At 70.9% G+C, this 23463-nt stretch carries 21 protein-coding genes and 3 pseudogenes; 6 read left to right on the top strand and 18 right to left on the bottom strand.

Going from position 1 to position 23463, the window contains the following annotated elements:
* Positions 1 to 46 precede the first annotated feature (46 nt).
* Positions 47 to 691, bottom strand: a complete 645-nt coding sequence (locus C8250_RS05980) for a TetR family transcriptional regulator (RefSeq protein WP_138354547.1) — start codon at positions 689 to 691, stop codon at positions 47 to 49.
* Positions 692 to 838: 147 nt separating this feature from the next.
* On the opposite strand from C8250_RS05980, the gene C8250_RS05975 reads away from it, so the two are divergent.
* Positions 839 to 2065: an acyl-CoA dehydrogenase family protein gene (locus C8250_RS05975; protein WP_138354548.1), complete on the top strand. Its 1227-nt coding sequence runs from the start codon at positions 839 to 841 to the stop codon at positions 2063 to 2065.
* Between the two features lie 85 nt (positions 2066 to 2150).
* On the opposite strand, the gene C8250_RS05970 is transcribed toward C8250_RS05975, so the two are convergent.
* From C8250_RS05970 to C8250_RS05955, 4 genes are all read right to left on the bottom strand, one after another.
* Positions 2151 to 2792: a hypothetical protein gene (locus C8250_RS05970; RefSeq protein ID WP_138354549.1), complete on the bottom strand. Its 642-nt coding sequence runs from the start codon at positions 2790 to 2792 to the stop codon at positions 2151 to 2153.
* 179 nt (positions 2793 to 2971) lie between these two features.
* A complete protein-coding gene (locus C8250_RS05965; protein WP_138354550.1) occupies positions 2972 to 3520 on the bottom strand; it encodes a flavoprotein in 549 nt (182 codons plus the stop codon).
* A 53-nt stretch (positions 3521 to 3573) separates the two neighbouring features.
* Positions 3574 to 3762, bottom strand: a complete 189-nt coding sequence (locus tag C8250_RS05960; protein ID WP_138354551.1) for a hypothetical protein — start codon at positions 3760 to 3762, stop codon at positions 3574 to 3576.
* Positions 3763 to 3808: 46 nt separating this feature from the next.
* Positions 3809 to 5884: an FUSC family protein gene (locus C8250_RS05955; protein WP_138354552.1), complete on the bottom strand. Its 2076-nt coding sequence runs from the start codon at positions 5882 to 5884 to the stop codon at positions 3809 to 3811.
* Positions 5885 to 6051: 167 nt separating this feature from the next.
* Here C8250_RS05955 and C8250_RS05950 point away from each other — a divergent pair, with 167 nt between their 5' ends.
* Both C8250_RS05950 and C8250_RS05945 read left to right on the top strand, forming a co-directional pair.
* A complete protein-coding gene (locus C8250_RS05950) occupies positions 6052 to 6288 on the top strand; it encodes a hypothetical protein (RefSeq protein ID WP_138354553.1) in 237 nt (78 codons plus the stop codon).
* 373 nt (positions 6289 to 6661) lie between these two features.
* Complete coding sequence (locus C8250_RS05945; RefSeq protein WP_138354554.1) at positions 6662 to 7246, top strand: winged helix-turn-helix domain-containing protein; 585 nt, start codon at positions 6662 to 6664, stop codon at positions 7244 to 7246.
* Here C8250_RS05945 and C8250_RS05940 read toward each other — a convergent pair.
* Entirely contained in the window at positions 7230 to 7691 is a 462-nt protein-coding gene (locus C8250_RS05940) for a universal stress protein (protein ID WP_138354555.1), read from the bottom strand. The two genes, C8250_RS05945 and C8250_RS05940, sit on opposite strands and share 17 nt — an antisense overlap.
* A 224-nt stretch (positions 7692 to 7915) precedes the next feature.
* On the opposite strand from C8250_RS05940, the gene C8250_RS05935 reads away from it, so the two are divergent.
* On the top strand, positions 7916 to 8473 hold the full coding sequence (locus C8250_RS05935) for an SRPBCC family protein (protein WP_138354556.1): 558 nt from the start codon (positions 7916 to 7918) through the stop codon (positions 8471 to 8473).
* 396 nt (positions 8474 to 8869) lie between these two features.
* Here the strand turns inward: C8250_RS05935 and C8250_RS05930 are convergent, their stop codons facing one another.
* On the bottom strand, positions 8870 to 9043 hold the full coding sequence (locus C8250_RS05930; RefSeq protein WP_244808988.1) for a hypothetical protein: 174 nt from the start codon (positions 9041 to 9043) through the stop codon (positions 8870 to 8872).
* Positions 9044 to 9519: 476 nt separating this feature from the next.
* On the opposite strand from C8250_RS05930, the gene C8250_RS05925 reads away from it, so the two are divergent.
* Positions 9520 to 10782: an MFS transporter gene (locus tag C8250_RS05925; RefSeq protein ID WP_187145255.1), complete on the top strand. Its 1263-nt coding sequence runs from the start codon at positions 9520 to 9522 to the stop codon at positions 10780 to 10782.
* A gap of 16 nt (positions 10783 to 10798) precedes the next feature.
* Here the strand turns inward: C8250_RS05925 and C8250_RS05920 are convergent, their stop codons facing one another.
* The 11 genes and pseudogenes from C8250_RS05920 to ehuB form a co-directional block, all read right to left on the bottom strand.
* Entirely contained in the window at positions 10799 to 12508 is a 1710-nt protein-coding gene (locus tag C8250_RS05920) for a serine/threonine-protein kinase (RefSeq protein WP_187144746.1), read from the bottom strand.
* Positions 12509 to 12677: 169 nt separating this feature from the next.
* Positions 12678 to 13169 carry a peroxiredoxin gene (locus C8250_RS05915; protein ID WP_138353385.1) on the bottom strand — a complete coding sequence of 164 codons (492 nt, stop codon included), beginning with the start codon at positions 13167 to 13169 and terminating at the stop codon, positions 12678 to 12680.
* Positions 13170 to 13343: 174 nt separating this feature from the next.
* A pseudogene (locus C8250_RS43365) lies at positions 13344 to 13766 on the bottom strand (NPCBM/NEW2 domain-containing protein); the annotation flags it as partial.
* Between the two features lie 33 nt (positions 13767 to 13799).
* A pseudogene (locus C8250_RS05910) lies at positions 13800 to 15485 on the bottom strand (NPCBM/NEW2 domain-containing protein); the annotation flags it as partial.
* Between the two features lie 197 nt (positions 15486 to 15682).
* Positions 15683 to 16873, bottom strand: a complete 1191-nt coding sequence (locus C8250_RS05905) for a lactonase family protein (RefSeq protein ID WP_244808987.1) — start codon at positions 16871 to 16873, stop codon at positions 15683 to 15685.
* Between the two features lie 222 nt (positions 16874 to 17095).
* A pseudogene (locus tag C8250_RS05900) lies at positions 17096 to 17553 on the bottom strand (NUDIX domain-containing protein).
* 109 nt (positions 17554 to 17662) lie between these two features.
* Positions 17663 to 19027 (bottom strand): CoA transferase, encoded by a 1365-nt coding sequence (locus tag C8250_RS05895; RefSeq protein WP_138353387.1) that lies wholly within the window; start codon positions 19025 to 19027, stop codon positions 17663 to 17665.
* Positions 19028 to 19460: 433 nt separating this feature from the next.
* Positions 19461 to 20219, bottom strand: a complete 759-nt coding sequence (gene ehuA, locus C8250_RS05890; protein WP_138353484.1) for an ectoine/hydroxyectoine ABC transporter ATP-binding protein EhuA — start codon at positions 20217 to 20219, stop codon at positions 19461 to 19463.
* Positions 20220 to 20340: 121 nt separating this feature from the next.
* Positions 20341 to 20976 carry an ectoine/hydroxyectoine ABC transporter permease subunit EhuD gene (gene ehuD / locus C8250_RS05885; protein ID WP_138353388.1) on the bottom strand — a complete coding sequence of 212 codons (636 nt, stop codon included), beginning with the start codon at positions 20974 to 20976 and terminating at the stop codon, positions 20341 to 20343.
* Positions 20976 to 21722: an ectoine/hydroxyectoine ABC transporter permease subunit EhuC gene (ehuC, locus tag C8250_RS05880; protein ID WP_138353389.1), complete on the bottom strand. Its 747-nt coding sequence runs from the start codon at positions 21720 to 21722 to the stop codon at positions 20976 to 20978. The genes ehuD and ehuC overlap by 1 nt, the downstream gene beginning before the upstream one ends.
* A 12-nt stretch (positions 21723 to 21734) precedes the next feature.
* Positions 21735 to 22652, bottom strand: a complete 918-nt coding sequence (gene ehuB, locus C8250_RS05875; RefSeq protein WP_138353390.1) for an ectoine/hydroxyectoine ABC transporter substrate-binding protein EhuB — start codon at positions 22650 to 22652, stop codon at positions 21735 to 21737.
* A 198-nt stretch (positions 22653 to 22850) separates the two neighbouring features.
* On the opposite strand from ehuB, the gene C8250_RS05870 reads away from it, so the two are divergent.
* Positions 22851 to 23462, top strand: coding sequence for a HutD family protein (locus tag C8250_RS05870; RefSeq protein WP_138353391.1), 612 nt, complete (start codon positions 22851 to 22853; stop codon positions 23460 to 23462).
* Position 23463: the final 1 nt, after the last annotated feature.

Below are 23463 nucleotides of genomic sequence, written 5' to 3'. Positions count from 1 at the left end.
GATCCGGACGACAGGCCCTGGGGCCTGCCCGGCGGGATTCCGGGTTCTACAGCCCCGGGCTGCCCGCCCGGTCGCCGGCCGCGGCCAGCCGTCCCCAGAGCAGGTCGGCGAGGTGGCTGACCAACTGGTCGCGTGAGACCGGGCGTTCGCTGAGCCACCAGTCGCCCGCCGCGTGCATCATGCCGACGATGCCGTGACCCCAGACCCGTGCCAACTCCTGGCTCTGCGGGCCCAGGTCGAGCCGCTCGGCGATCACCTCGGCCAGGTCCTCGCCCATCCGCCGCAGCAGCGAGGAGGAGTGCCGGCCGCCGTCGAAGCCCTTCTCCCCGTCGCCCGGTGCCTCGGCCGGGTGCATCAGGAAGCGGTACACCTGGGGGCGGGTCTCGATCGCGGCGAGATAGGCGTGCAGCGTGGCCTCGACCCGGTCGCGGCGGTCGTTGCCGGAGTCGAGGGCGGCGCGCAGCGAGGCGAGCAGCGCGTCGGTGTGCCGCTGGGCGAGCGCCCGGTACAGGCCGCTCTTGTCGCCGAAGTGACGATAGAGAATCGGCTTGGTGATTCCGGCCTCGGCGGCGATGGCGTTCATGGAGGCTTCGGGTCCGTCCCGCAGTACGACGCGGTCGGCGGCCTCGAGCAGCTCTTTACGCCGTCGCTCCGTCGCCGTCCGCTGGCCCTGCCGCTGGCCGGTGTCCACCCGGTACTCCCTGTCTGTTCGATTTCGTGCACTCTGCGCAACGTAACACCCCGGTCGGGGCAGCCGGGTTCACGGCGGGGAGTTGACAGCCCCTACTCACGGGTAACAGACTGATGTTACCGCAAGTAACAACCAGGTGGAGGGGACATGGGCGACTTCACGCTCGAGCTCAACGACGACCAGAAGTCCGTGCGCGACTGGATCCACGGCTTCGCGGCCGACGTGATGCGCCCGGCGGCCGCGAAGTGGGACGAGCGCGAAGAGACGCCCTGGCCGGTCATCCAGGAGGCCGCCAAGATCGGTCTCTACTCCCTCGACTTCTACGCCCAGCAGTTCTTCGACCCCACCGGCCTCGGCATCCCCATGGCCATGGAGGAGCTGTTCTGGGGCGACGCGGGCATCGGCCTGTCCATCGTCGGCACCGGACTGGCCGCCGTCGGCGTCCTGGCCAACGGTACCGAGGAGCAGATCGGCACCTGGGTCCCGCAGATGTACGGCGACGTCAACGACGTCAAGGTGGCCGCCTTCTGCTCCTCGGAGCCCGACGCGGGATCCGACGTCTCCGCGATGCGCACCCGCGCGGTCTACGACGAGGCCAAGGACGAATGGGTGCTCAACGGCACCAAGACCTGGGCGACCAACGGCGGCATCGCGGCCGTCCACGTCGTCGTCGCGGTCGTCGACCCCGAGCTCGGCTCCAAGGGCCACGCCTCGTTCATCGTCCCGCCGAACACCCCCGGCCTGTCCCAGGGCCAGAAGTTCAAGAAGCACGGCATCCGCGCGTCGCACACCGCCGAGGTCGTCCTCGAGGACTGCCGCATCCCCGGCGAATGCCTCCTGGGCGGCAAGGCGAAGCTCGACGAGCGCCTCGCCCGCGCCCACGAGCGCGCCAAGACCGGCGGCGAGCGGGTCAAGAACGCCGCGATGGCCACCTTCGAGGCCTCCCGCCCGGCCGTCGGCGCCCAGGCGGTCGGCATCGCCCGCGCCGCCTACGAGGTCGCCCTCGACTACGCGAAGACCCGCGTGCAGTTCGGCCGCCCGATCATCGACAACCAGGGCATCGCCTTCCAACTCGCCGACATGCGCACCCAGATCGACGCCGCCCGCCTCCTGGTCTGGCGCGCCTCCTGGATGGCCGCGGCCGGCCGGCCCTTCACCTCGGCCGAGGGCTCCATGTCCAAGCTCTACGCCGGCGAGACCGCCAAGACCGTCACCGCCCAGGCCATGCAGATCCTCGGCGGCAACGGCTACACCCGCGAATACCCGGTCGAGCGCATGCACCGGGATGCCGCGATCTACACCATTTTCGAAGGCACGAGCGAGATCCAGCGCCTGGTCATCGCCCGCACCCTGTCGGGCATGCCGATCCGCTGACGCCGATCCACTTCCCATGGCCGCGTCCCCTTCACCCTGGCGAAGGGGACGCGGCTGTTCGTCCACCTGTCCATGGGCCGGATTCCTATGGACAGGACTCACCGAACTTCACCGCCGTGAACATCACCGGCTGTCCGTTGAGCGCGGCGCCGGCCGCCGGCGTCTGGGTGCACACCTGCCAGTTGCTCTCGATGATGATCAAGCGTCCTTGGGTGGCGTCCTTGGAGTCGACGGATGCGTTGGAAGGAAGAGCCTGGTGCGCCGCCTTCACGGACTTGCCGACGAAGTCCGGCATGGTCGCCCCGGCCTCCTTCGGCGGCGTCCGGTCGGTGCCGGGGCACTTCTCCTCGAGCTTGACCGCCCCGAAGTCGAGGGTGGTGTCGACGGGGATGCTCTTCCCCGCCGCGTGGTTCTGCGAGCAGACCCGCCAATCCCGGTCAAGGATCTGGTGGCGCGCGCGGCCGAGGGCGTCATGCGAGGTGAGGCCGGCGAATCCGGCGGCCTGGGCGGCGTCCTGCGCCGACTGGAGCCCCATGCCGATGAAGACGGGGACGGTCGCCGTCTTCGCGGGAGCCGCGGCGGACGATGCCGCTGAGGCGGACGGGACGGATGCCGCGCCGGACGGGGCCGGGGCACCGGCCGGCGCGGTGGCCTTGGGGTCGCAGGCGCTGAGCGCCGCGGTGCTGATGATGACGGCGGCGGTAACGGCGATGGTGCGGATGCGCATGGGTCCCCCTGGTGCTGCACGGTGGTCGCGTGCCCGTAGCGCTACGGTGCGTCGCCATGGGATGGAGCGGCAATTCGTGTCCCTTACGATGCCGGGCGCCCTTCACGCAGCCGGCTTCGGCGTCGATGAGTGCCTGGTGTGCGGGACCCACGAGCGCTGCCCCCGGCCCGGCCGATGGGTCAGCGGATGGCGGGGGCGACGTTCCTTGCGGCTGCCAGGGCCAGGTGCCAGGGGTACGCGGACGGCTGGTCCTCGTCCGGGCGGTTCGGGACGAAGCCGCCTTCGCCATGCAGGACCGTCACGCCGGCCAGTCGCAACTCGCCCAGGGACCGCTCGAATTGCGGGTGCTGGACGATGGCGGAGTTCAGGCAGGGCATGGCCACCGTGGGGATGCCCTTGCCCAGGGCCTCGGCGGCGACGCCCACCACGAAGTGGTTGGTGATCCCGAGAGCCCACTGGTTGATGGTGTTGAACGTGGCCGGTGCGAAGAGGATCACGTCGGCGGGCGGCCAGACGTCCGGTTCGCCCGGGAGTTTGTACTGCGACCGCACCGGGTGACCGGTCAGTGCGGCGAGGCCGTCGAGGTGGTCGCCGAGCCAGTGGGCCGCGGTGGGGGTGAGGCCCAGACACACGTCCCAGCCGTCGGCCTGCGCGTCGTCGATCACCCGGGCTATGTCGAAAACGGGCGGGGCGGCCGAGCCGAACAGGTACAGGGTGCGAGAGTCCATGGTCCCATCACACCCTGGCCGGACGATCTTGCGCAACCAGCCCTGGACCGGCCTCAGCTGTGGCGTTCGCCGCCGTCGGACAGCAGGGCCACCGTTCCCGTCACCGCGGCAAGGGCGCCCGCGACGATGACGGAGGTCCAGCCGACGGCGCCTGTCAGCGCCGGGAGGACCAGCACGACGGCGCTGAGCGAGAGCAGCGCGGACACCGCCGCGAGGACGAACTTCCAGTTCTGGACGGCCATCCGCTCACCTTACGGACCAACCCGCCGCGGGGGAGCCGGATCCGCGTCACAGGGGCGGGGGCCGGGTGCCGGAGCGGGAGCGCAACGCCTCCTCGAACTCGTCGAGTGTCTCCATCTGCAGTTCCGCGCCGCGGCGGACCATGCGTTCCCGGGTGGTGTCGCCCTGCCAGCCGTCGAGGACGGCCCGGACCGCGTCCCAGCGCGGCGGCGCACCGTCGCGGACCGCCTGCGCGGATTCGGCGACGGCCTCGCGGAGTACGCGGGCGAACTCCGCTGCGGACGGTACGGGGTCGGCGTCCCGGCCGGGCAGATGGGCCTCCATCAGCATGCCCACCCGGCCCATCGCGGAGAGGACCGTGTCGGCGTCCTGCGCGGCCCGCCGGGACAGCCCGCGGTGCCGGACGGGTTCGGCGTCGGCGCGTGCGACGGCCTGGTCCCAGGTGGCGCTGGCCGCGCGGGCGTCGAGCAGCGCCTCCCGGACCGTCGAGGAGCGCCGTTTCGCCGGATCCGCGAAACCCTCCAGGACCGCGGCCGTGTAGCCGGCCGTGGCCTCCAGCCGCTCCGCGAGCCGGTCGCGCAGCCGCGGGGTCTCCCAGGCGGGGAACACGGCATAGGCGGCCATCGCCAGCACCCCGCCGAGCAGCGTCAGCAGGACACGTTCGGGAACCGTCTGGGTCCACAGGCTGCCGCCCATGCCCAGCAGCAGGACCGCGTAGGCCGAGACACAGGCCTGCGCAACGATGTAGCCGGTGCGCATCAGCAGGTACATCAGGGCGATGCACACCACGGCGAGGGCCGCGCAGAGATAGACGCCCGGAGACGCCGCCTGCATCACTCCGGTGGCGACGGTCACTCCCACCAGCGTCCCGACGAAGCGGGCCACGCCGCGCGCGTAGGTCTGGGAGAAGTCCGGACGCATGATCATGACCGAGGCCATCGGCGCCCAGTAGCCATGGCCCAGCGGCAGCGCCGCGCCGATCAGGTAACCCGTCGCGGCGACCGCGGACAGCCGCACCGCGTGCCGGAACACCGCCGACTTCCAGCGCATCTCATGGCGCATGGCCCGCGCGGCCAGCGGTACGAGCCGCGGCAGTGTGGGGCGCAGCAGGTGTGCGGACTCGGTGGTGTCGGAGGGGCCCGAGCCGTTGGCGCTCTCCACAGCGGCGGCGAGCAGGCTGATCAGCCGGGCGGCGGCCCGGCGGGCCGAGCCGGTCAGTTCTGCCTCCGGCTCGGGGATTTCGAGGAAGGCGTCGACCTCCTTCGGCAGCTTCACCGGTTTCGCGTGCCGGATCGCGCGGGCCACCGCGTCCAGCACGGTGGCGGCCGCCGCCAGCAGCTCACGCGCCCGATCCCGTTCCGGGCCCTCCTCCGCGGCGCCGACCGCGGGGTCGGCGAGCGATGCCAGCACCGGCCGGATCCGCTCCGCCAGCGCCCGCTTGCCGTGCAGCTCCTCCGGACGGCGCCGGGCCTGCCACGGTGTCACCGCGGCCGCGCTGCGGGCCGTCATCAGCGGTTCGGGATCGAACGGGGCGTGCGGATCCTGGCGCAGCCGCCGGGCGTAGGCCGCCTCGGCGGCGAACGCGTCCGCGAGAGCGTCCCGTTGCCTCCCCCAGCGGCGGATGGGGAAGAGCAGGATGAGCGCCGCCTGCACCAGCCCGCCCAAGGCGATCACCAGGGCATGTCCCAGGGCGTCCTTGACGGACGTGGGCAGCGTGACGACGACCATCATGACGGCGACGGTCAGCGCCGCGACGATGCCGGATGTCGGGCCGAGCGACCACGCCATCCCGGCCAGGAAGGCCCACACGGCCAGCAGCAGGACGAAGACAACGAGATGGGAAGCGGCCAGGTAGCCCACGAAGGTGCTGACGGCGAGGCCGGTGCCCGCGGCGAGGGAGAGCACCGGGCGGGACCGCCAGCTGCGCTGGAAGGTGGCGGTGCCCGCGGCGAAGGCGCCGAACGCCGACGACGCGGCCACGGCGGGGGAGGACAGCCAGAGGGACAGCGCGATCACGATCGCGACCCCGGCCGCACCACGGACGGCCACCAGGGGTTCGAGCCTGGTCCGCTCTACGCTCAACCCGGAGCGCCCGGTCTCCTTCAGCGCGCGCAACCAGGTCATGATCCAGAGGATAGGTGGAAACGCCGGAGAACCGGCTTTCCCTGTCGACGGGGCGGGCGTACGCGTGCGTAGCGTCCCAGCCGTTGGGTAGGCGCGGGCAGCGGCTGCGTCGGTAACGACGACAAACCGACAGAGCGATACAACGACACGACGCGAAGGAGAAGTCCATGGACTGTCCCGACCGGACCGTCATCCGGGCGAGCGTTCCCCCGGTGCCCGATCCGCAACCGACGCCGCAGCCCCCGGACCCCGTTCAGCCGGACCCGGTGCCGCGCCCGGTGCCGCAGCCCGGCCCGGGTCCCATGCCGCCCGGCCCGCCGCTGCCGTCGCCCGAACCCCTGCCGCAGCCCGAGCCGACACCGCATCCGGAGCCGGTGCCCGACCCGGCTCCGCTGCCCATGTGAGGTCCTGCGAGGCGCGTGGAGCCGCGCGAGGCCGTGTGACACACCCGTAGCGACCCCGTAGTGGCCCCGAAATGACCGGAATCCACGTTCCGCTGGCATCCCCCTGCCGCGCGGGGCGTGGCTTCTGGTTCAATAGGGCCCATGGCCAGCCACACTGACATCGCGACAGGTCGCACCGACCTCGAGCCCTTCTGGCCGTCCCGGCAGGGACGCCACTTCGACCGAGAGTGTTGCCGCGCGATCACCGCGCGGACCCGCACTCCCCGCTGACCTGCGGACCACGGCCTCCGGCCGTCGCCGTCAGCAGTACGGATTCCGGTACCGCGCAATACGTCGTCCAGCCAACGACCCCTCGCGCGAAAGAGCCGAACCCATGTCGAACACCCAGTCCCTGAACCTCCCTGCCGTCAGCCTCTCCCAGCAGCGGTCCGGCGGGACCACCACCCCGCTGCGCTCGCGGCTGCGTGCCGTACGGCCCGACGAGGTCCCGCCCGCCCCCGACTTCCTGCCGCCCGGTGCCACCTGGATGCCGGCGCCCGGCCACGTACTGCCGACCGCTCCCGGCCAGCAGCGGATGGTCGGCTACCTGGTCCTGGTTCCCGCGGAAGTGGGACCGGTCGCGGTGGAGGCGGTCCCCGAACCGGCGCACGAACCCGGCGCCCGGGTACGGATCGACGCCGAGCGCCGTACGGCGGCGGTGGACGGCCGTCCGCTCGACCTGACCTACCTGGAGTTCGAACTCCTCGCCCATCTCGTCGCCAACCCGCACCGCGTGCACTCCCGCGACCAGCTCGTCACCACGGTCTGGGGCTACGGTCACGTGGGCGACGGCCGTACCGTCGACGTGCATGTGGCGCGGCTGCGCCGCAAGCTCGGTGCCGAGCACCGCGGCAGCATCGTGACCGTCCGCCGGGTGGGCTACAAGTACGCACCGGTGGCGGCTACGGCACTACGGTGACCGGCCAGCGTCCGGCCTTGACCAGCCGGATGGCGACCGAACCGACGATGCGGTGTCCGGCGTGCTCGGAGGCGCCGACCACCACCGCGTCGGCCTTGAGTGAGTCCGCCGCGGTGACCAGCCCGTTGTAGGGGTCGCCGCGGAAGGTGTGGAATTCCCAGCGCACGGCGAATATCCCCTGGAGCCGCTCCGCCGACCGGCGGATCTCGGCCATCAGCTCGTCGGCGACCTCGGTGGTGACCTCGGCCACCGGGGCGCCGAGGAGTGTGCCGGTGACGATGACCGGCTGTACATAGACGACGGCGAGCAGCGCGTTCTGCCGCCGCGCCAGGCCGGCGGCGTAGGACACCGCCCGCCACGAGGAATCGGAGCCGTCCGCTCCGACGACGATGACCTTGGGTCCGTCCGTTCCGCGCTCGAACGGCGCGGGTTCCTTGTCCACCACGTCTCGAAGGCTAGCCCTCGCCTTACGGCCCCGTTCGGCGCCCCCGCTTCCTTGATCACCCGAATGGCCGCATTGCCACGACACGCGGGCTTTTGGGATGCAGGATTTCGGTGAGGAGTCCCAGAGAGAACCTGCAGTCCTGTGGCTCCCGGGCCGCCGACGTGCCGCCCGCATCTCTGAGCCAACAGCCAAAGCCGGCACGGCCGGCAACGGGGAGGTTTGCGATGCCGAGGGTGACCACAAGCGTGATCGTGTCGAGGCCGGCCGCAGAGGTCTTCGACTTCCTTGCCGACGCCCGGAATCTTTCGCTGTGGAGCTCGGGTGTGGCCGGGGTCGATGGGGATGCCGTGCCGCCGGGCGCGAACGCCGAGTACCGCTACCGCTATCCCGGACGGCACCGGGAGCACCGGCTGGTGTGCGCGGGCTACGAGCCCTGCCGGCACATCGTGTTCCGGGGCCAGCGCATGTGGAGCCCGCTGGGCACGCAGGTCCCCGAGTACGGCTTCGACCTGCTGCCGTACGGCGCCGGCACGCTGGTGCGGCTCTCGGTGCACAGCTCGCTGGGGGCCGGGATGGCGCTGTTCTCGCCGGTCGTGGCGATGGCCTGGCGGCGGGACCTGCCGGTCGACGCCCGGAAGCTCTGCGAGGCCCTCGGCGGTCTGCACGCCGCGCCGCGCGCGCTGGAGGCGGTGCGCACGGCCGAGCCGGCGGTGCCGGCTCCCGAGCCGCCGTTCGACTACGCCCCGGCCGCCCGGGTGTTCCAGCCCGGCGTCGGAGCGTAGATCCCCCCGGAGCGGGAAGCGGGGGAACCGCAGGCGGCGGAATTGCAGGAAACAGTGGAGTCGAACATCACTCATTGAGTGTTAAACTAAGTCCGAAGGGTGGCGCGAAACCGCCCCTTTCCCCCGTGTTGCCCCGGCCCGGTCCCCCCGTCCTGGCCGGGGCTCCTTTTTGTTCCGGACCTGCTGCCGTCCCGGATCCGCTGCCGTCCCGGACCTGATTCCGTCCGGGATCCGCTGCCGTCCCGGGCCTGCTTGCGTCCCGGGCCCGCGTCGCGCTCCGTGCCCGCTCCTGGCCCCACACATGCGGCGGTGGCGTGGGATCCGCTCCCACGCCACCTGCGACCGCGGCTGTCCGTCCGCCAGGTCGAACTCGTCGATCCGGTCGATCCAGTAGATCTAGTCGATGCTCCGCAGGATGTGCGACTCGGCCACGTCGTCCTCGTAGCCCGCCAGCTTGATCGGCGCGGACCGGGCCCAGACGTCGAGGTTTCGCACTTCCTTCAGCGGCGGAGGCCATTCACCTAGTCCCGGCGTGGCCTGGTTGCGCTGCTTGGTCTTCTCGGGTGTCACCGCGCACTCCATTCATTTCGAGTGAACCGGATGCGCCGACGCGGCCTACGACCGGGCATCGGACACCCGGTGGGGCATATGTATCGAGCGGGTGCGGACGCGGTGGCGCCTGGTGCGGAGCCGGAAGGGCGGCCATGGTGACTGGACGCTTCCCGGGACAGGCTCTGGGCGCTGGTTGCTGCCCTATGAGCTTGTTCGTTCCGCTCAGAGTAAGCCCGCCGAACGGTTCCGACCAGCCGATTTCCTCTCTGGGTCACCCCTAAGAGAACCCCAGTCCACATGCGCGCCACTCAAGGGCTCCTCAAGGGTTGCGGGCCCTGGGCACCCGTGAGGTGTCCGACCCCGCCGCTCAGGGGCCGGGAGAGCGGTTGTTACCGTGCCGGGTGCTCCGAAGCAAGCGATCCGACGATTCGGCGGAACCCCGGGAACCCCGGGAGACCGCATCAGGCACGGCCGCCACCCCGCCACCCGCCGGGATATCCCGCCGTACCGCCGGTCGTGTGTTCGCGGATCTGACGCCGCTGCGCGAGTCCCCGCACTTCCGCCGGCTGTGGTTCGGCAACATGGTCTCCTGGATCGGCCAGCAGATGACCGCGATGGCGGTCTCCCTGCAGGTCTACGCGATCACCGGGTCCAGCTTCTCGGTAGGGCTGGTGGGCCTCTGCTCCCTGGTCCCGCTCGTCATATTCGGGCTCTACGGCGGCGCCATCGCCGACGCCGTGGACCGCCGCAAGCTCGGGCTGGCCAGCGCCCTCGGCGCGACCGTCCTGTCCGGTGTCCTGGCGGGCGCCGCCCTGCTCGACCTGCGACAGGTCGGGCTGCTGTACGCGATCGTCGCCCTGCAGTCCGTCTGCTTCGCCCTGAACTCCCCGGCCCGCTCCTCGATGATCCCGCGCCTGCTCCCGCCGGAGCAGCTACCCGCCGCCAACGCCCTGGCCTCGCTCGCCGGTGGCCTGGGCACGATGGCGGGGCCCATGCTCGGCGGCGTCTTCGTCGGCCTGTGGGGCTACCAGGCCGCTTACCTGATCGACGTGGTCACCTTCTCCGCCTCCCTCTACGCCATGTGGCGCCTGCCCTCGATGACCCCGGAACGCGACGCGTCGACGGCCGCAGGCACCCGTCGCGGATGGGTCTCGGTGCTGGACGGACTGCGCTTCCTGGCCGGCCGGCCCAATCTGCGGATGACGTTCTTCACCGACATGGCCGCGATGGTGCTCGCTCAGCCGCGCGTGCTCTTCCCGGCCATCGCCGTCATCTGGTTCGCGGGCGACGCCAAGACCGTAGGCCTGCTCATCGCCGCCCCGGCCGTCGGCGCGCTGCTCGGCGGCCTCTTCTCCGGCTGGCTCGGCCGCATCCACCGCCAGGGCCTCGCCGTCCTGGTCTCGGTCGCCTGCTGGGGCGCGGCCGTCGCCGTCTTCGGCCTCACCCGCAACCTGTGGCTCGGACTCGTCTTCCTCGCACTGGCCGGATGCGCCGACACCATCTCCATGGTCTTCCGCAACACCATGCTCCAGGCCGCAGCCCCCGACGACATGCGCGGCCGCCTCCAGGGCGTCTTCATCGTCGTCGTCGCGGGCGGCCCCCGCCTGGGCGACTTCCTCGCCGGATCGGCCGCCGAACTCTTCTCCCCGGGCACCGCCATCGTGGGCGGGGGGCTGGCGTGCATCGCGGTCGTCATCACGCTGGCGGCCCTGCAGCCGAGATTTGCGCGCTACGACTCGCGCAACCCAGTGCCGTAACGCTCGCGCTGGGCGGTCAGCCCACGGGTGGGGGAGTGCAGGCACCCCGCGGGATGGACCGGTAGGCGGTGCTCTGTTCAGCGGCGGCAGGCTTCGTCGAGATCCGCACACCCCACATTCGGTTGCAGTTGAGGCCGTCGAAGGTGTGGGGCCTGCTGAAGCTGTACTCCCCGTTGAACGTGAACGTCTCGGAGGGTCCGTCCGTCGCTACGGGGTTGCCTTTGCTGTCCGCGTCGTACCACGTCAACGTGATGGTGAAGGTGCCGGTGCTGCCCTTGCCGATGGAGAACGAGGCTGTCGCGTTCGACCCACGGGTAGCCACGAACGTGTCGACCGAGGCGGATTTGACCACCGGGGGCGGCGGCTTCGACGTAGTGGTCGACGCCGTCGTCGGAACCGTCGTCGGCGGGTCCGGCGGTGCGGTCGTCGGCGGTGTCGTGGGCGGGGTCGTCAGGCCCGTCGTGCTGTCCGTCGGTGTCGGCGTGGTGGACGTCGACGCTGATGTCGTCGGTGTGAGGCTCGGGCCGACCGTCGCGCCGCCCGGCGGCGTGGTGCCGGGTGGCTCGCTGGTTCCGGTGAGCTGTGTGGTGACGGAGGGCGGAGCCGAGAGGCCGTCGGTGTGGTGCGGGGCCTTGCCGGTGCCGGCGAGGGCGACGACCGTGCCGGCCGTCGCGAGGGCCAGCAGGGCGACGCTGCCGCCCACCAGCGCGGCGACGCGTCCGCGCGGCAGCCGTCGCGGCTTGCCGCCGCCGAACGGCAGGCCCGCGCCGGCGCCAGGAGCGGGCGGGGTGGGCGGGGTCGGCGGCGGGGGCGCGGTGGCGTCGCCGAGGGCGCTCGGCAGCAGGGCGGCGAGCAGCGCGACGATCGCGACGAGCGCCCGGCGTCCGCGGCGCTCCCAGTCCGGGCCGTAGGCGGCGCCGGCCGCCGCTTCGAGTTCGGTGAGGAAGGCGGCGGCGCTCACCGGTCGTTCTTCGGCGCTCTTGGCGAGCCCGTGCCCGATCAGTGCCCGCAGTTCCTCGGGCGCGCGGTGCTCCGGAATCGGCGCGGTGATGTGCTGGACCGCCAGCTCCGCCATGGTCGCCCCGGTGTACGGGCGCTCACCGGTGAGGCATTCGAAGAACGTCGCCGTCGCCGCGTAGACATCGGTGGCGGGTGACGCCGGCTCACCGCGCCACTGCTCGGGTGCCATGTAGGGCGGTGTGCCGGCGCTCGGGGCGTCGGCGCCCTGCCGGACCGCGATGCCGAAGTCCACCAGCGTGGAGACGCCGTGGTTCGAGACCATCACGTTGCCGGGCTTGTAGTCGCGGTGCACGACCCCGGCCGCGTGGGCCGCCGCCAGACCGAGCAGCGACCCCTTCAGCACCGACAGGGCCGCTTCGGGAACGGCGGCGCCGTTCGCCCGCAGCATCGCCCCCAGCGATACGCCCTCGATGAGCTCCATGACGATCGCCGCGCCTTCGGCGGTCTCCACGTAGTCGTGGACGCGCACCACGTGCGGGGAGTCCAGCTGCCGCAGGAGCTGGGCCTCGTCGCGGAAGCTGCGGAGGAGGCCGGGCCGCGCCCGGCTCTCCTCGTTGAGGTACTTGATCGCGACCTCGGCGCCGCTGCGCTCATCGACCGCGTGCACCACTTTGCCGCTGCCGCCCTCTCCCAGGACGCGCAGCGCGCGGTAGCCGGGAAGGGACCACTCGGGTTCTGACCGTCTGGGGTCTCGTGGGTCGGACATTGTCGGGCGCACCTCGTCGAATCGGACGGGCTCCGGCACGGGATTTCCGCGGAGCTACCGGTTGATGGGTGGACGCCTGTACGCAGCCGGTGGTTGCACGGGAGCGTGTTCGATTATGGAGTACGGTCCGGCGCCGTGTCCGGCGTTCGGCGGACGTGCCCGCCGGCGCTCAGCCGGCCTGCACCGCGGCGAGCTGCTCCGCCAGTACATCGGTGGTGACGAAGGTGAGACCGGCCAGCGCGACGTGCTTCCAACGCACGTTGCCCTCGCCGTCGAGCAGGAAGACCGAGCGGCGCAGACCGAGTCCGGGGACGGCTATGCCGTAGGCCTTGGCCACGGTGCGGTCGGTGTCGGCCAGCAGCGGGAAGCCGAGCCGGTGCTTACGGGCGAAGGACTCGTGGCTGTCCAGGTCCTGCGGGCTGATGCCCCACACGGTGGCGCCCAGGCCGGTGAAACGATCCAGGTCGGAGGTGTAGGAGCACAGCTGCTTGGTGCACACGGCCGTGTCGTCGCCGGGGTAGAAGACCAGGAGCAGCGGGTTGCCGCGCTGTCCGGCGAGCGCGTAGTCGGCCCGTTCCGCGTCGGCGTCGCCCTGACCGAGGACGAGCCCGGGCAGGGTGAAGTCGGGGGCCGGCGTACCGACTGCGGGCTGCTTGGACATGTGCGCTCCCTTGGCCTCGGCGTCGGCGCCGCCCGGCGGCGGAACGCGATCACCGTGTTGCGCAGATGGTAGAGCCTGCCCGGTCGCACTCCGGAGGCCGGGCAGGCCCTGGTGGTTCAGGTCACCGCGGTCGAACGGATCACGTCCGTCCGGCCGGTCGTGCCGGTGCCGGGATCAGCCGCAGGTGAGGCGGGGAAGTGCCCAGTCGGCGTGATCGGAGGTGTTGCCGTTGCCGCCGTCGGTGACGACGAGCTTCAGCTCGAGACCGCCGGTGAGATCGGCCGTCAGATGCTTCGCGGCATCGCTGACGGTGACCAGACCGCTGTCGGCGACCTTGGTGCCGTCCCGGAAGATCTGGAAGACCACCGATCCGTTGGTAGCGGACTCGTCGTCCACCCCCACATCCGTGGTCAGGGATGTGCAGGTGCCGCCCAGGTAGTAGGTGACGGCGCTGGCGGCGTGGGTGCCCAGGCCCTTGGCGTAGGTGGCTCCGTTGATCGTGAGGGTGCGTCCGTCGCCCGCGGGCTGTTCACCGTTGCTGTGATCGCGCTCGACCGGGCCCCAGCCGTTGGCCGCCGACGTCCAGTTGAGGTCACTGAGTGCGCTGGTGCCGGCCGCCGGGCCGTTGCCGCAGGCCAGCTTGGCGTCGGCCCAGTCGGCGTGGTCGTAGTTGATGCCGTCGCCGCCGTCGGTGACGACCAGCTTCAACTGGCTTCCGCCGGTCAGATCGGCGGTCAGATGCTTGGGACCGTCACTGGCCGACCGCACGCCGCTGTCGGCGACCTTGGTGCCGTCCTTGTAGAGCTGGAAGATCACCGTGCCCGGACTGGACACCTCGTCGTCCACGCCCACATCGACGTTGACCGAACGGCAGCTGCCGCCCAGGTAGTAGCTGATCTCGCTGGGGGCGTGGGTGCCCAGGCCCTTGGCGTAGGTGGTGCCGTTGATGGTGAGGGTGCGTCCGTCACCGGCGGCCTGTTCGCCGTTGCTGTGGTCCCGTTCGACCGGGCCCCAGCCGTTGGTGGCGGACGTCCAGGGCAGATCGCTGAGCTGGTTGATCCCGGTCGGCGGCGGGACGGGGCTGCCGGGTGTCACCCGGAACATCACGGTGCCGTGCGCGGGCACCGAGGCGCTGATGGTGCCGGTGGTGGAACTGGTCTGCTTGGACCACAGGTCCTTGAGCGCGTACGAGGACGCGCCGCCGATACCGGCCGCCTCGGCGGTCGTCGAGATCGTCTGCGCCGACCCGTTCTCGTTGGTCAGCGTCACCGACCGGTCGCCACCGGCCAGCGCCTTGGTCATCACGACCTTGCCGCCGGAGCTGGACACCACGGTGCCCTGCTTGCCGAGGCTGTCCTGGTCGACGGCGATGACGTCGGTGTTCTTGAGGATGGCGAGCGTCGCGGCGCTCGCGCTGCGCAGATCGCTGCCGATCAGCAGGGGAGCGGCCATCTGCGACCAGAGGCTGAAGTGGGTGCGGTACTCGGTGTCCGTCATCCCGCCGTTGCCGACCTCGAGCATGTCCGGGTCGTTCCAGGCGCCCGGCTTGGCGTACGGGGCGAGCGACTGGTTCTGGTGGGCGATGCCGATCATGCTGGACCAGGAGTCGCTGATGTCGCCGGTGGTGCGCCAGGAGTTGCCGACGTTCGCGGCCCAGTTCCAGGGCTGGTTGGAGCCCCATTCACAGATGCTGTAGAGGATCGGGCGGCCGGTGGCCTTGAGGGCGTCGCCCATGGCCTTGTACCGGGTCTGGGCGTCCGCACCGGTGTTGTTGCAGTTGTCGTACTTGAGGTAGTCGACACCCCAGGACGCCCACAGGTTGGCGTCCTGCTGCTCGTGGCCGAGGCCGCCGGGGAAGCCGAGGGTGTCGCAGGTCTTGGTCCCGGCACTGGAGTAGAGGCCGAACTTGAGCCCCTTGGAGTGCACGTAGTCGGCGACGGCCTTGATGCCGTTGGGGAAGCGTGCCGGATCGGGGACGAGGTTTCCGGCGCCGTCACGGTTGGGCAGCGCCCAGCAGTCGTCGATGTTGACATAGCTGTAACCGGCGCTCTTCAGGCCCTGCGAGACGAAGATGTCGGCGATGCCCTTGACCATCGTCTCGTTGAACTCCGCCCGGCAGTGGGTGGAGTTCCAGTTGTTGAATCCCATCTGCGGGGTCAGTGCGAGGCCGTTGTCGACGGCCGCGGCGGGTGCCGCCGTGGCCAGTTGCACGGTCACGGCGGCGGTGGCGGCGAGCACTCCACCTCCCGTGATGAGGGCCAGGGAGGCGGCCAGGGCCGCCAAACGCTGTCTGATGGTGTGACGTTCGGGCTGCATGTGCGGCTCCATGCGGGGGTAAATGGCGCACAATTCAACGGGGTCGAACGAAAGCAACCACATCACAGCGGTACTGACAGGACATGTCAAGAAGTTCGACCCGGAAGCGCGATGCGCTTCCGGGTCGAGGGCCCCCGCTTACGGGGGAGTTGGAGCGCCGCCGATGAGCCCGGTGGCAACTCCGGCGGTATGGGGGACTACAGCGACGGCAGTACGCACACCACCCCAGGAGCGGCGAACGGCTTTCCGGCCAGAGTCAGTTTCCCGGTCTTGGTGTCGACATTCAGGACGGTGACCGTGTTGGACTTCTGGTTGGCGGCGAAGAGCAGCCGGCCCGTCGGGTCGAAGGCGATGTGCCGCGGGAAGTCGCCGCCCACCGGCACCGTGTCCAGTAGGCGCAGGGTCGCGCCGACGGACTCGACGGCATAGCGGGTGATGCTGTTGTGGCCGCGGTTGGCGAGGTACGCGAACGCCCCGTCGGCGGTCACCAGCAGCTGCGCCGGGTAGCTCTTGACGCTCCCGGTCCCGGTGGACTGGGGCGCGCCGGGGGTCAGCTTCCCGGTCGCGGCGTTGTACGCGCAGACCACGACGGTGTTGTCCAGCTCGTTCGCCAGGTACGCGAACGTGCCGCCGGGGTGGAAGGTCAGCGACCGCGGTCCGGCGCCGGGGCGCAGCGCGGCGAAGGAGACCTGGTGCAGTGTGCCGGCCGTCTCGTCGAGCTGGTACGTGTACACGGTGTCGTTGCCGAGGTCGACGGCGAGGACGAAGCGGCCGTCCGGCGACGTGATGATCTGGTGGGCGTGCGGCCCGTCCTGCCCGGGTCCCGGCGGTGGGCTGCTGTGCCGTAAGAGCGCGGTCCGCGCGCCCAGCTTCCCGTCCTGGCCTATCGGGTGCACGGCGACGCTGCCCGAGTCGTAGTTCGCGCTGAGCAGGTATCGGCTGCCCGGGTGAACGGACAGATGACACGGTCCGTCGCCGCCGGTGGGCCGCGACCCGAGCACCTTCGGTGCGCCGTTGCTGCCGCCGCGCAGGGCTATCGCGGTCACGGCGCCGGGTGAGCGCTCGTTGACCGTGTACAGCGTGCCGGTGGACGGGCCGAAGGCCAGGAAGGACGGATCCGCGACTCCGGTCACCACTCCGGTGGACGTGATCGCACCCGTCGAGGGCTCGTAGGCCGTCAGTGCGACGCCCTTGCCGCCTCCGCTCACCGAGGTGTAGACGCCGAGATAGAGCGGTTTGGTCCCGGCGGCGGAAGGTTTCTGCGCCTTGGGCGCAGGCAGCTCCGTCCGCGCGGTCGCCCCTGGGGCGCACCCCAGTCCCGCCGTGGCGGCAGCCGCCGCCGCGGCGGCGAGCAGACCCCGCCTGCCCATGCCTGCGTTGACCTCCACGCGACACACCTCCCGATACTGCGTTGCCGGTCCGCTGCTGTGCGGTGCTCCAGGGGAGCAGAGTCCGCCGACCGCCGCAACGCGTGTTGCGCGTGGTGCAACGTATCCATCCCCGCGGATCCCGAACCGGCCACCTGCGAGTCGCCGTCCGTACGCCCCGCATTCGCGCGGACGTTCACGACGGACCAGGTCGGAGGGGTGCGCGCAGATTCATGACACCCGCTATCCCGGAGTACCGTCCTGCCAGCCGTGCAGCGAGATTCGCGGGCCGTCGTCGAGGACGCAGCGCAGTGCGTGACCCGTGCTGGGCACCATCTCCCGGGGAGGGCGTCGATGTCGAACCAGCGGACCGCGGAGTGCTTCTCCGGCTCGCTGTTGACGGGCTCTCCCGACCAGTTCTGCGTGGTGAAGACAACGGTGAGAAAGCCGTTGGGGGATTCGACGCCCCAGGCGCCGTGGATGACATGGGCGACGCGGAGCGCCGCCGGGTCGACCACGAGGCCTGTCTCCTCCCGCAGTTCACGGGCTGCCGTGTCGGTGACGGGTTCCCCCGGATCGCTCTTGCCGATGGGAAGATCCCATTTGCCCTGACAGTACTTCGCCCCAGGACCGCGTTGCAGCAGCACCACCCGCCGCTTCCCGACATCGTGAACGATCACTGCCGCGGCGAGCAGGGTCATCGAATCCAGCGCGGGCGCGAGCGCGCCGGACCGGTCGGCGGCCGGAGGAAGGGCCACGGGAATCCTTTCGTCGGTGGTGGGAGCTGACGGACGGGTCGGGTGGCTGAGATCAGATCCAGCCGGGGCTGTCGGTGCCCCACAACGTGGGCGGACGGGTCCAGTCGCCGGGGCCGCCGGCGTAGCCGACCGGGGGACGGGCGTACTGGAGGCGGCCGTACGGGGAGGGCGTTTCGGCCAGCCAGGAGCCCGGGTCGTAGGCCGCACCGTCGGTGGCGGCGGGGCGGATACCGTGCCTCAGCCAGGAGGCGGTTCCCGCCAGGGAGAACCGCAGCTGCCGGCCTCCGCCGGTGTCCTGACGGTCGGTGAGCGCGCGCAGCACCGCGGCGGCGAGCAGATATCCGGTGCCGTGGTCCAAGGCCTGGGCAGGGAGCACTCCGGGGTGTCCGTCAGGTGCGGACTCGATCCCGGCGATGCCGCAGGCGGCCTGGACCAGGCTGTCGAAGCCGCGGCGTCCGGCCCACGGCCCTTCCCAGCCCCAGGCGCAGAGCTGGGCGACGATCAGTCCGGGCCGCCGCTCCAGCAGTGCCCGCGGAGCGAGACCGTGGCGGTCCAGGGCGCCCGGCCGGTAGCCGGTGATCACGACATCGGCCGAGGAGAGCAGTTCCTCGAACAGCAGCCGGTCCTTGGGTACATCGAGGTCCAGCAGCGTCGAGCGCTTGCCGAAACCCGTATCGGCGTGGGCGTCCGGATGTTCCGGGAGCCGGGGGGAATCGACGCGCAGCACATCCGCGCCGAGCAGCGCCAGCGTGCGGGTGGCCACCGGTCCGGCGATGACCCTGGTCAGGTCGAGCACCCTGACGCCGGCGGCCGGCAGCGCCGCGGCCCGCAGGGTGGCGGCCGCGCCGTCCCCGGTCCGACGGGACTCGACGAGGGGGAGTTCCGCTCGGCTGCCCTCCGCCATGCCGACGGCCACGGCCAGCCCACCCTCCGCCTGAACCGTCTCCTGGATCCATCGGGCGGGACGGGTCAGCAGCCGGTCCGCGAGCCGCTGTGCCAGTGCGCCGTCGTCGCCCTCGTCCGGGATCTCCAGTGTGGCCAGCAGCCGGGCGCGGTGGTGCGGGTAGTTGGCGTGGGTCCTGACCCAGCCGTCGGCCGCCGGCCAGAAGCCGGACAGCGGGGCGAACGACGTCGGCTTCCGGCCGTCGATCCGCAGATGCCGTTCACTGACGAAGGCGGTGGCCACCGCCCCCTCGTCCACCCGCACCTCCGGTACGGATCCCCCGGCGCGGCGCGCGAACAGCTCCGCGGCCGCCAGCGAGCACACCCCCACCGTCGCGCGCGCCAGCTCCCGCACCGGAAGCCGGGACGGCAGAACACCGCGTGACGCGATGTACGACACCCCCTCGACCAGCTCCGCCGGACCGCCGAGCGCGGCCCAGGCGTGAGCGGTCGCCGCATCGATTCCCTCAGTCATCGACCCATTGTGCTGCAGGCCCTGGCCGGTGGCCCAAGCCGGTTCCCCGCGCCCCACTGGCGACCTCGCGAGCGGCCCCGGGACGGCGCTCGCTTTCACGCCCCGTTTTCACGCCCCGTGCGAACGGCGCGCGCCGGCGCACGGTGTTCGCACGGTGACGCGCGGGCCCGGAAGGGGGAAGCTCGAGGCAGTCCCGATCCTCCCGTACAGAAGGCGAAAGGGGTGCGGCAGAGGCACCGTCCGTGCACGCCCGGCCCGGTGTGAGCGGATTCGAGAAGCGGCGTTTCAGCGGGCGTTCGCGCATCCGCCTCCCAGGCGCCGTCAGACGCCGTGATGCCGTCACGACGTCCCACCCCGCCCCGAAACCGAGGCGGGGCGGGGTGGCGTGCCCGGCCACGGCGCGGTGCACCCCCTCAGAGGGGCAGGGTGTCCTTCAGAGGACCGCGCTGAGGAATTCGCGGGTGCGGGTGTGTTCCGGGGCCTCGAACAGCTGGTCCGGGGGCCCGACTTCGAGGACATGGCCGTGGTCGAACATCATCACCCGGTCGGAGACATCGCGGGCGAAGCCCATCTCGTGCGTCACGCACAGCATGGTGATGTCGGTGCTCAGGGCGATGTCCCGCAGGACGTCGAGCACACCTGCCACGAGCTCCGGGTCGAGCGCGGACGTCACCTCGTCGAGGAGGAGGATGTCGGGCCGCATGGCGAGCGCGCGGGCGATGGCGACGCGTTGCTGCTGGCCGCCGGAGAGCTGGGTCGGATGGGCGTCGCACTTGTCGGCGAGGCCCACCAGGTCCAGCAGTTCGCGGCCGCGTTCCGCGGCCTCGTCGCGGCTGAGGCCGAGGACGTGGACCGGCGCCTCGGTGACGTTCTCCAGCACCTTCATGTTGGGGAACAGGTTGAACTGCTGGAAGACCATGCCGATCCGGCGCCGGCGTTCGCGGAGGTACTTCTCGTTGGCGGGCACCAGTCCGTCCCGGCCGCCCGGCATGTGGGAGAAGGGCTCCCCGTCGACATGAATGGTGCCTTCGGTGACGCGTTCGAGGGTCATGAGCAGCCGCAGGATGGTGGTCTTGCCGGAGCCGCTCGGCCCGATGAGCGTCACCCGCTCACCTCGTCGCAGCCCGAAGTCGAGCTGGTCCAGGACCGTGTGGTCGCCGAACCGCTTCACCACCTGGTCGAAGCGGACCATGTCCGCGACCGGGGAATCGTTGGCCGGGGAATCGTTGCGGAGAGCGTCGCCCTTGTTGGTGAGCGCGTCGTCCACGGCCTCGGCGTGGCTGCCGGGGCCGGTCTCTTCCTTGGGGTCGGTGTCACTGAGCAAGGCGCTTCTCCAGTCTTCTCATCAGCATCGAGGTCGGGTAGCTCGCCACGAGGAAGATCGCGGCGGCGAGGGTGAAGGCCTCCAGATAGGCGAAGTGGACGCTGCCGTATTCGTTCGCCTCGTGGACCATCTCCTGCACGGTGATCACCGAGAGGAACGGCGTCTCCTTGAACATGGAGATCACGTAGTTGCCCAGTGCCGGAACGACCTTGCGGACGGCCTGCGGCAGGATCACCGCGCGCCACACCCGGCCGCGCGGCAGCGAGAGCGCGACGGCCGCCTCCCACTGCCCCTGGGGTACGGCGTCGATTCCGGCGCGGTACACCTCGGAGGTGTACATCGCGTAGTGGATGCCGAGGACGGCGATGCCGATGGTCAGCGGATCCAGGCCGGGCACGAGCACCCAGACGGCGAACAGCTGGATCATCACCGGGGTGGAGCGTACGAACTCCACGACGATGCGGACGGGCACGGTGACCCATCGGGTCGGGGCGCGGCGGAGCACGGCGATCAGCAGCCCGAGCACCATGGCGACGACGGATCCGAGCACCGTGGCGAGCAGGGTGATCCCGAAGCCGTGCAGGACCACGGGCAGTCCCTCTCGGGCGGTGTTCCAGTCCCACATCACACACCACCCGCCCTTGCGGCGCGGCCGTCGGGATCCGTGATGCCGGCGGACGGCGGCTTGAGGACGTGGCGCAGTCCGCTGCCCTGGCCCAGCCGGGCCTTGGCCACTGCCTCCAGGGCGTTCATCAGCAGCGTCAGCGCGTAGGCGAGCACGAAGTAGATGACCAGGAGCGTCACGTACGCGGCCGCGGTGTTGCCCGTCGTCGAGCGCAACTGGTCCATCTGGAACGTCAGATCGGAGATGGTGATCAACGACAGCAGCGGTGTGCTCTTGAGCAGCTGGATGAGCAGGTTGTTGAAGGGCGGGATCATCTGGACCCAGGCCTGGGGCAGGATCACCCGGCGCATCCGCTGCCAGGGGCTCAGGTTGAGCGCGACGGCCGCCTCCCACTGCGCCTGGGGTACGGCGTTCAGCGCGCCGCGCACCACTTCGGAGCCGTAGGCGCCGTAGTTGAGACCGAAGGCCACGACGGCGCAGGCCAGCGGCTCAAGCTTGAACCCGAGGATCGGCAGCGCGAAGAACAGCCAGAACAGCTGGACGTACAGGGAGGTGCCGCGGAGGAACTCGACGACCACCCGCGACAGACCCCGGACGAGAAGCTGGTCCGAGCGGGACATGAAGCCGAGGACGAAGGCGAGGACGAGGGCCAGCAGCGCGCTGAGCACGGTGGCCTGGAGGGTGACGGAGACGCCCTGCCACACACTCGGCAGGGACCGGGAGAACTGTGTGAGGAATTCGCTCATCAGGTGTGCCCATCACGCCTTGCACAGGTCGGCTGTCCGCAGGGTGGCCGGCGGTACCTCCTGCTTGGTGAAGCCGTACTTCCCGATCAGCGCGACATAGTGCTCGGGGTCGCCGGTGATCTTCTTCAACTGGCCGTTGAACGCGTCCCGCAGTGTGGTGGCGTTCTGCCGGAAGACGGCGCCGCCGGGGCTGTACTGCTTCTTGCCCTTCAGCTCCGGCACGAACGGTTCGAGCACCTCGACGTCCGCGCCCTTGTTGGTCTTGGCCAGCCAGCGCAGGGATATCCCGGTCAGGGCGAACGCGTCGATCCGTCCCGCGACCAGCGCGTCGAGCCCGTCCTGCTGCTTGGCCAGCGACTTGACCTTGGAGTCCCCGACCCCGGCCCCGGCGGCGTACCCGGCCTCGACCGCCGCTGTCAGCACTCCTACGGTGGCGCCCTTCGCGGCGCACGAGGCGAGGTCGCTCAGGCCCTTGGGATTGCCCTTGCGCACCATCAGCGCGGTGGGGGAGATGAACTCCGGTTCCGAGAAGATGACCTTGTCGCACCGCTCCGGTGTGATCGCCATCCCGGCGCTCACCACGTCGAAACGGTCCGCCGCCAGTCCGGGGATGAGGGCGCCGAAGTCCGTGAGGGTGGGACGGAGGTCGGCCACCCCGAGCGCGGTGAAGATCTCCTTGTGCAGGGTCGGGGCCTCACCGGCCAGCGCGGTGCCGTCCTTGAACCCGTACGGCGCCTCGCCGGCGAACCCGACCCGCACGTATCCCTGCTTCCTGAGCTTCGCCAACAGGTCGCCCTCGCCCTTCGGCGCTCCTGTTCCGGTCTCGGTGCGGCTGCACGCCGTGAGCAGCCCCGGTACCACCGCCATACCCGTCAAGGTGGTGGTCCCGAGCAGGAATCCTCTGCGGGAGAAGGCGCTGCGCTGCGACATGGATGGTCCCTTCGGTCACGTGCGTCACCTGGTGCGTGACGCCACATGAGGGCCGCCCCTACCCGGCAACACCGTTTGCATTCAGGGAAATCGCAGGTGGGGGTGGATATCCGCAGATGTGTGGGATGCGCGGGTTGGGGCGATTACGCGGCGGCGGACCATTTGACGCGAGAGGGCCGCGCCGCGACGATCAACGGCATGGAAGCGCGGATTCTGCGGGCCGGTGACCGTGTGCCGACGCCCTGGAGCAACGGTGGCGGCGTGACGCGTGAGATCACGGTGGACCCGGCGCACGCGGGCCTGGCCGACTTCGGCTGGCGGGTGAGCCTCGCCGATGTCGTGGGGGACGGGCCGTACTCGGCCCTCCCGGATGTCGACAGGATCATCACCGTGGTCGACGGCCCGGGAATGGTGCTGACGATCGACGGTGCCATCCACCCGCCGATCCGTCCGCTGCGCCCGTTCGCGTTCCCCGGCGACGCCGTCACCGACTGCCGGCTGACGGGCGGCCCCATCGTCAATCTCAATGTGATGATCCGGCGCGGACGGGCGGCGGCAACGGTCGGGATCGTGGACGGCACGCACACGGCCCAGGTCCCCGTGAACGGTTCCGTGCTCCTCGTCGCCCTGACCGACGACGTCGGGTTCTTCGCCGACCCCGCTCTCGTCCCCGCCGTCGCTTCTGAGGACGGCCGGCTCGACCGCTTCGACGCGGTCTTCGTGTCGGGGACGGGTAGCGAGGTCGGGGCCGTGCGGTCCGAGGGCAGTGCGGCCGTCATCACCCTCGGACCCGCGGGCGACGCGCTCTAGG

The sequence above is a fragment of the Streptomyces sp. So13.3 genome, from assembly GCF_005860785.2.
In the GTDB taxonomy this organism is placed as follows: domain Bacteria; phylum Actinomycetota; class Actinomycetes; order Streptomycetales; family Streptomycetaceae; genus Actinacidiphila; species Actinacidiphila fildesensis.
The sequence above is the reverse complement of the archived record's forward strand: the minus strand, read 5'-3'. Positions and strand labels throughout refer to the sequence as shown.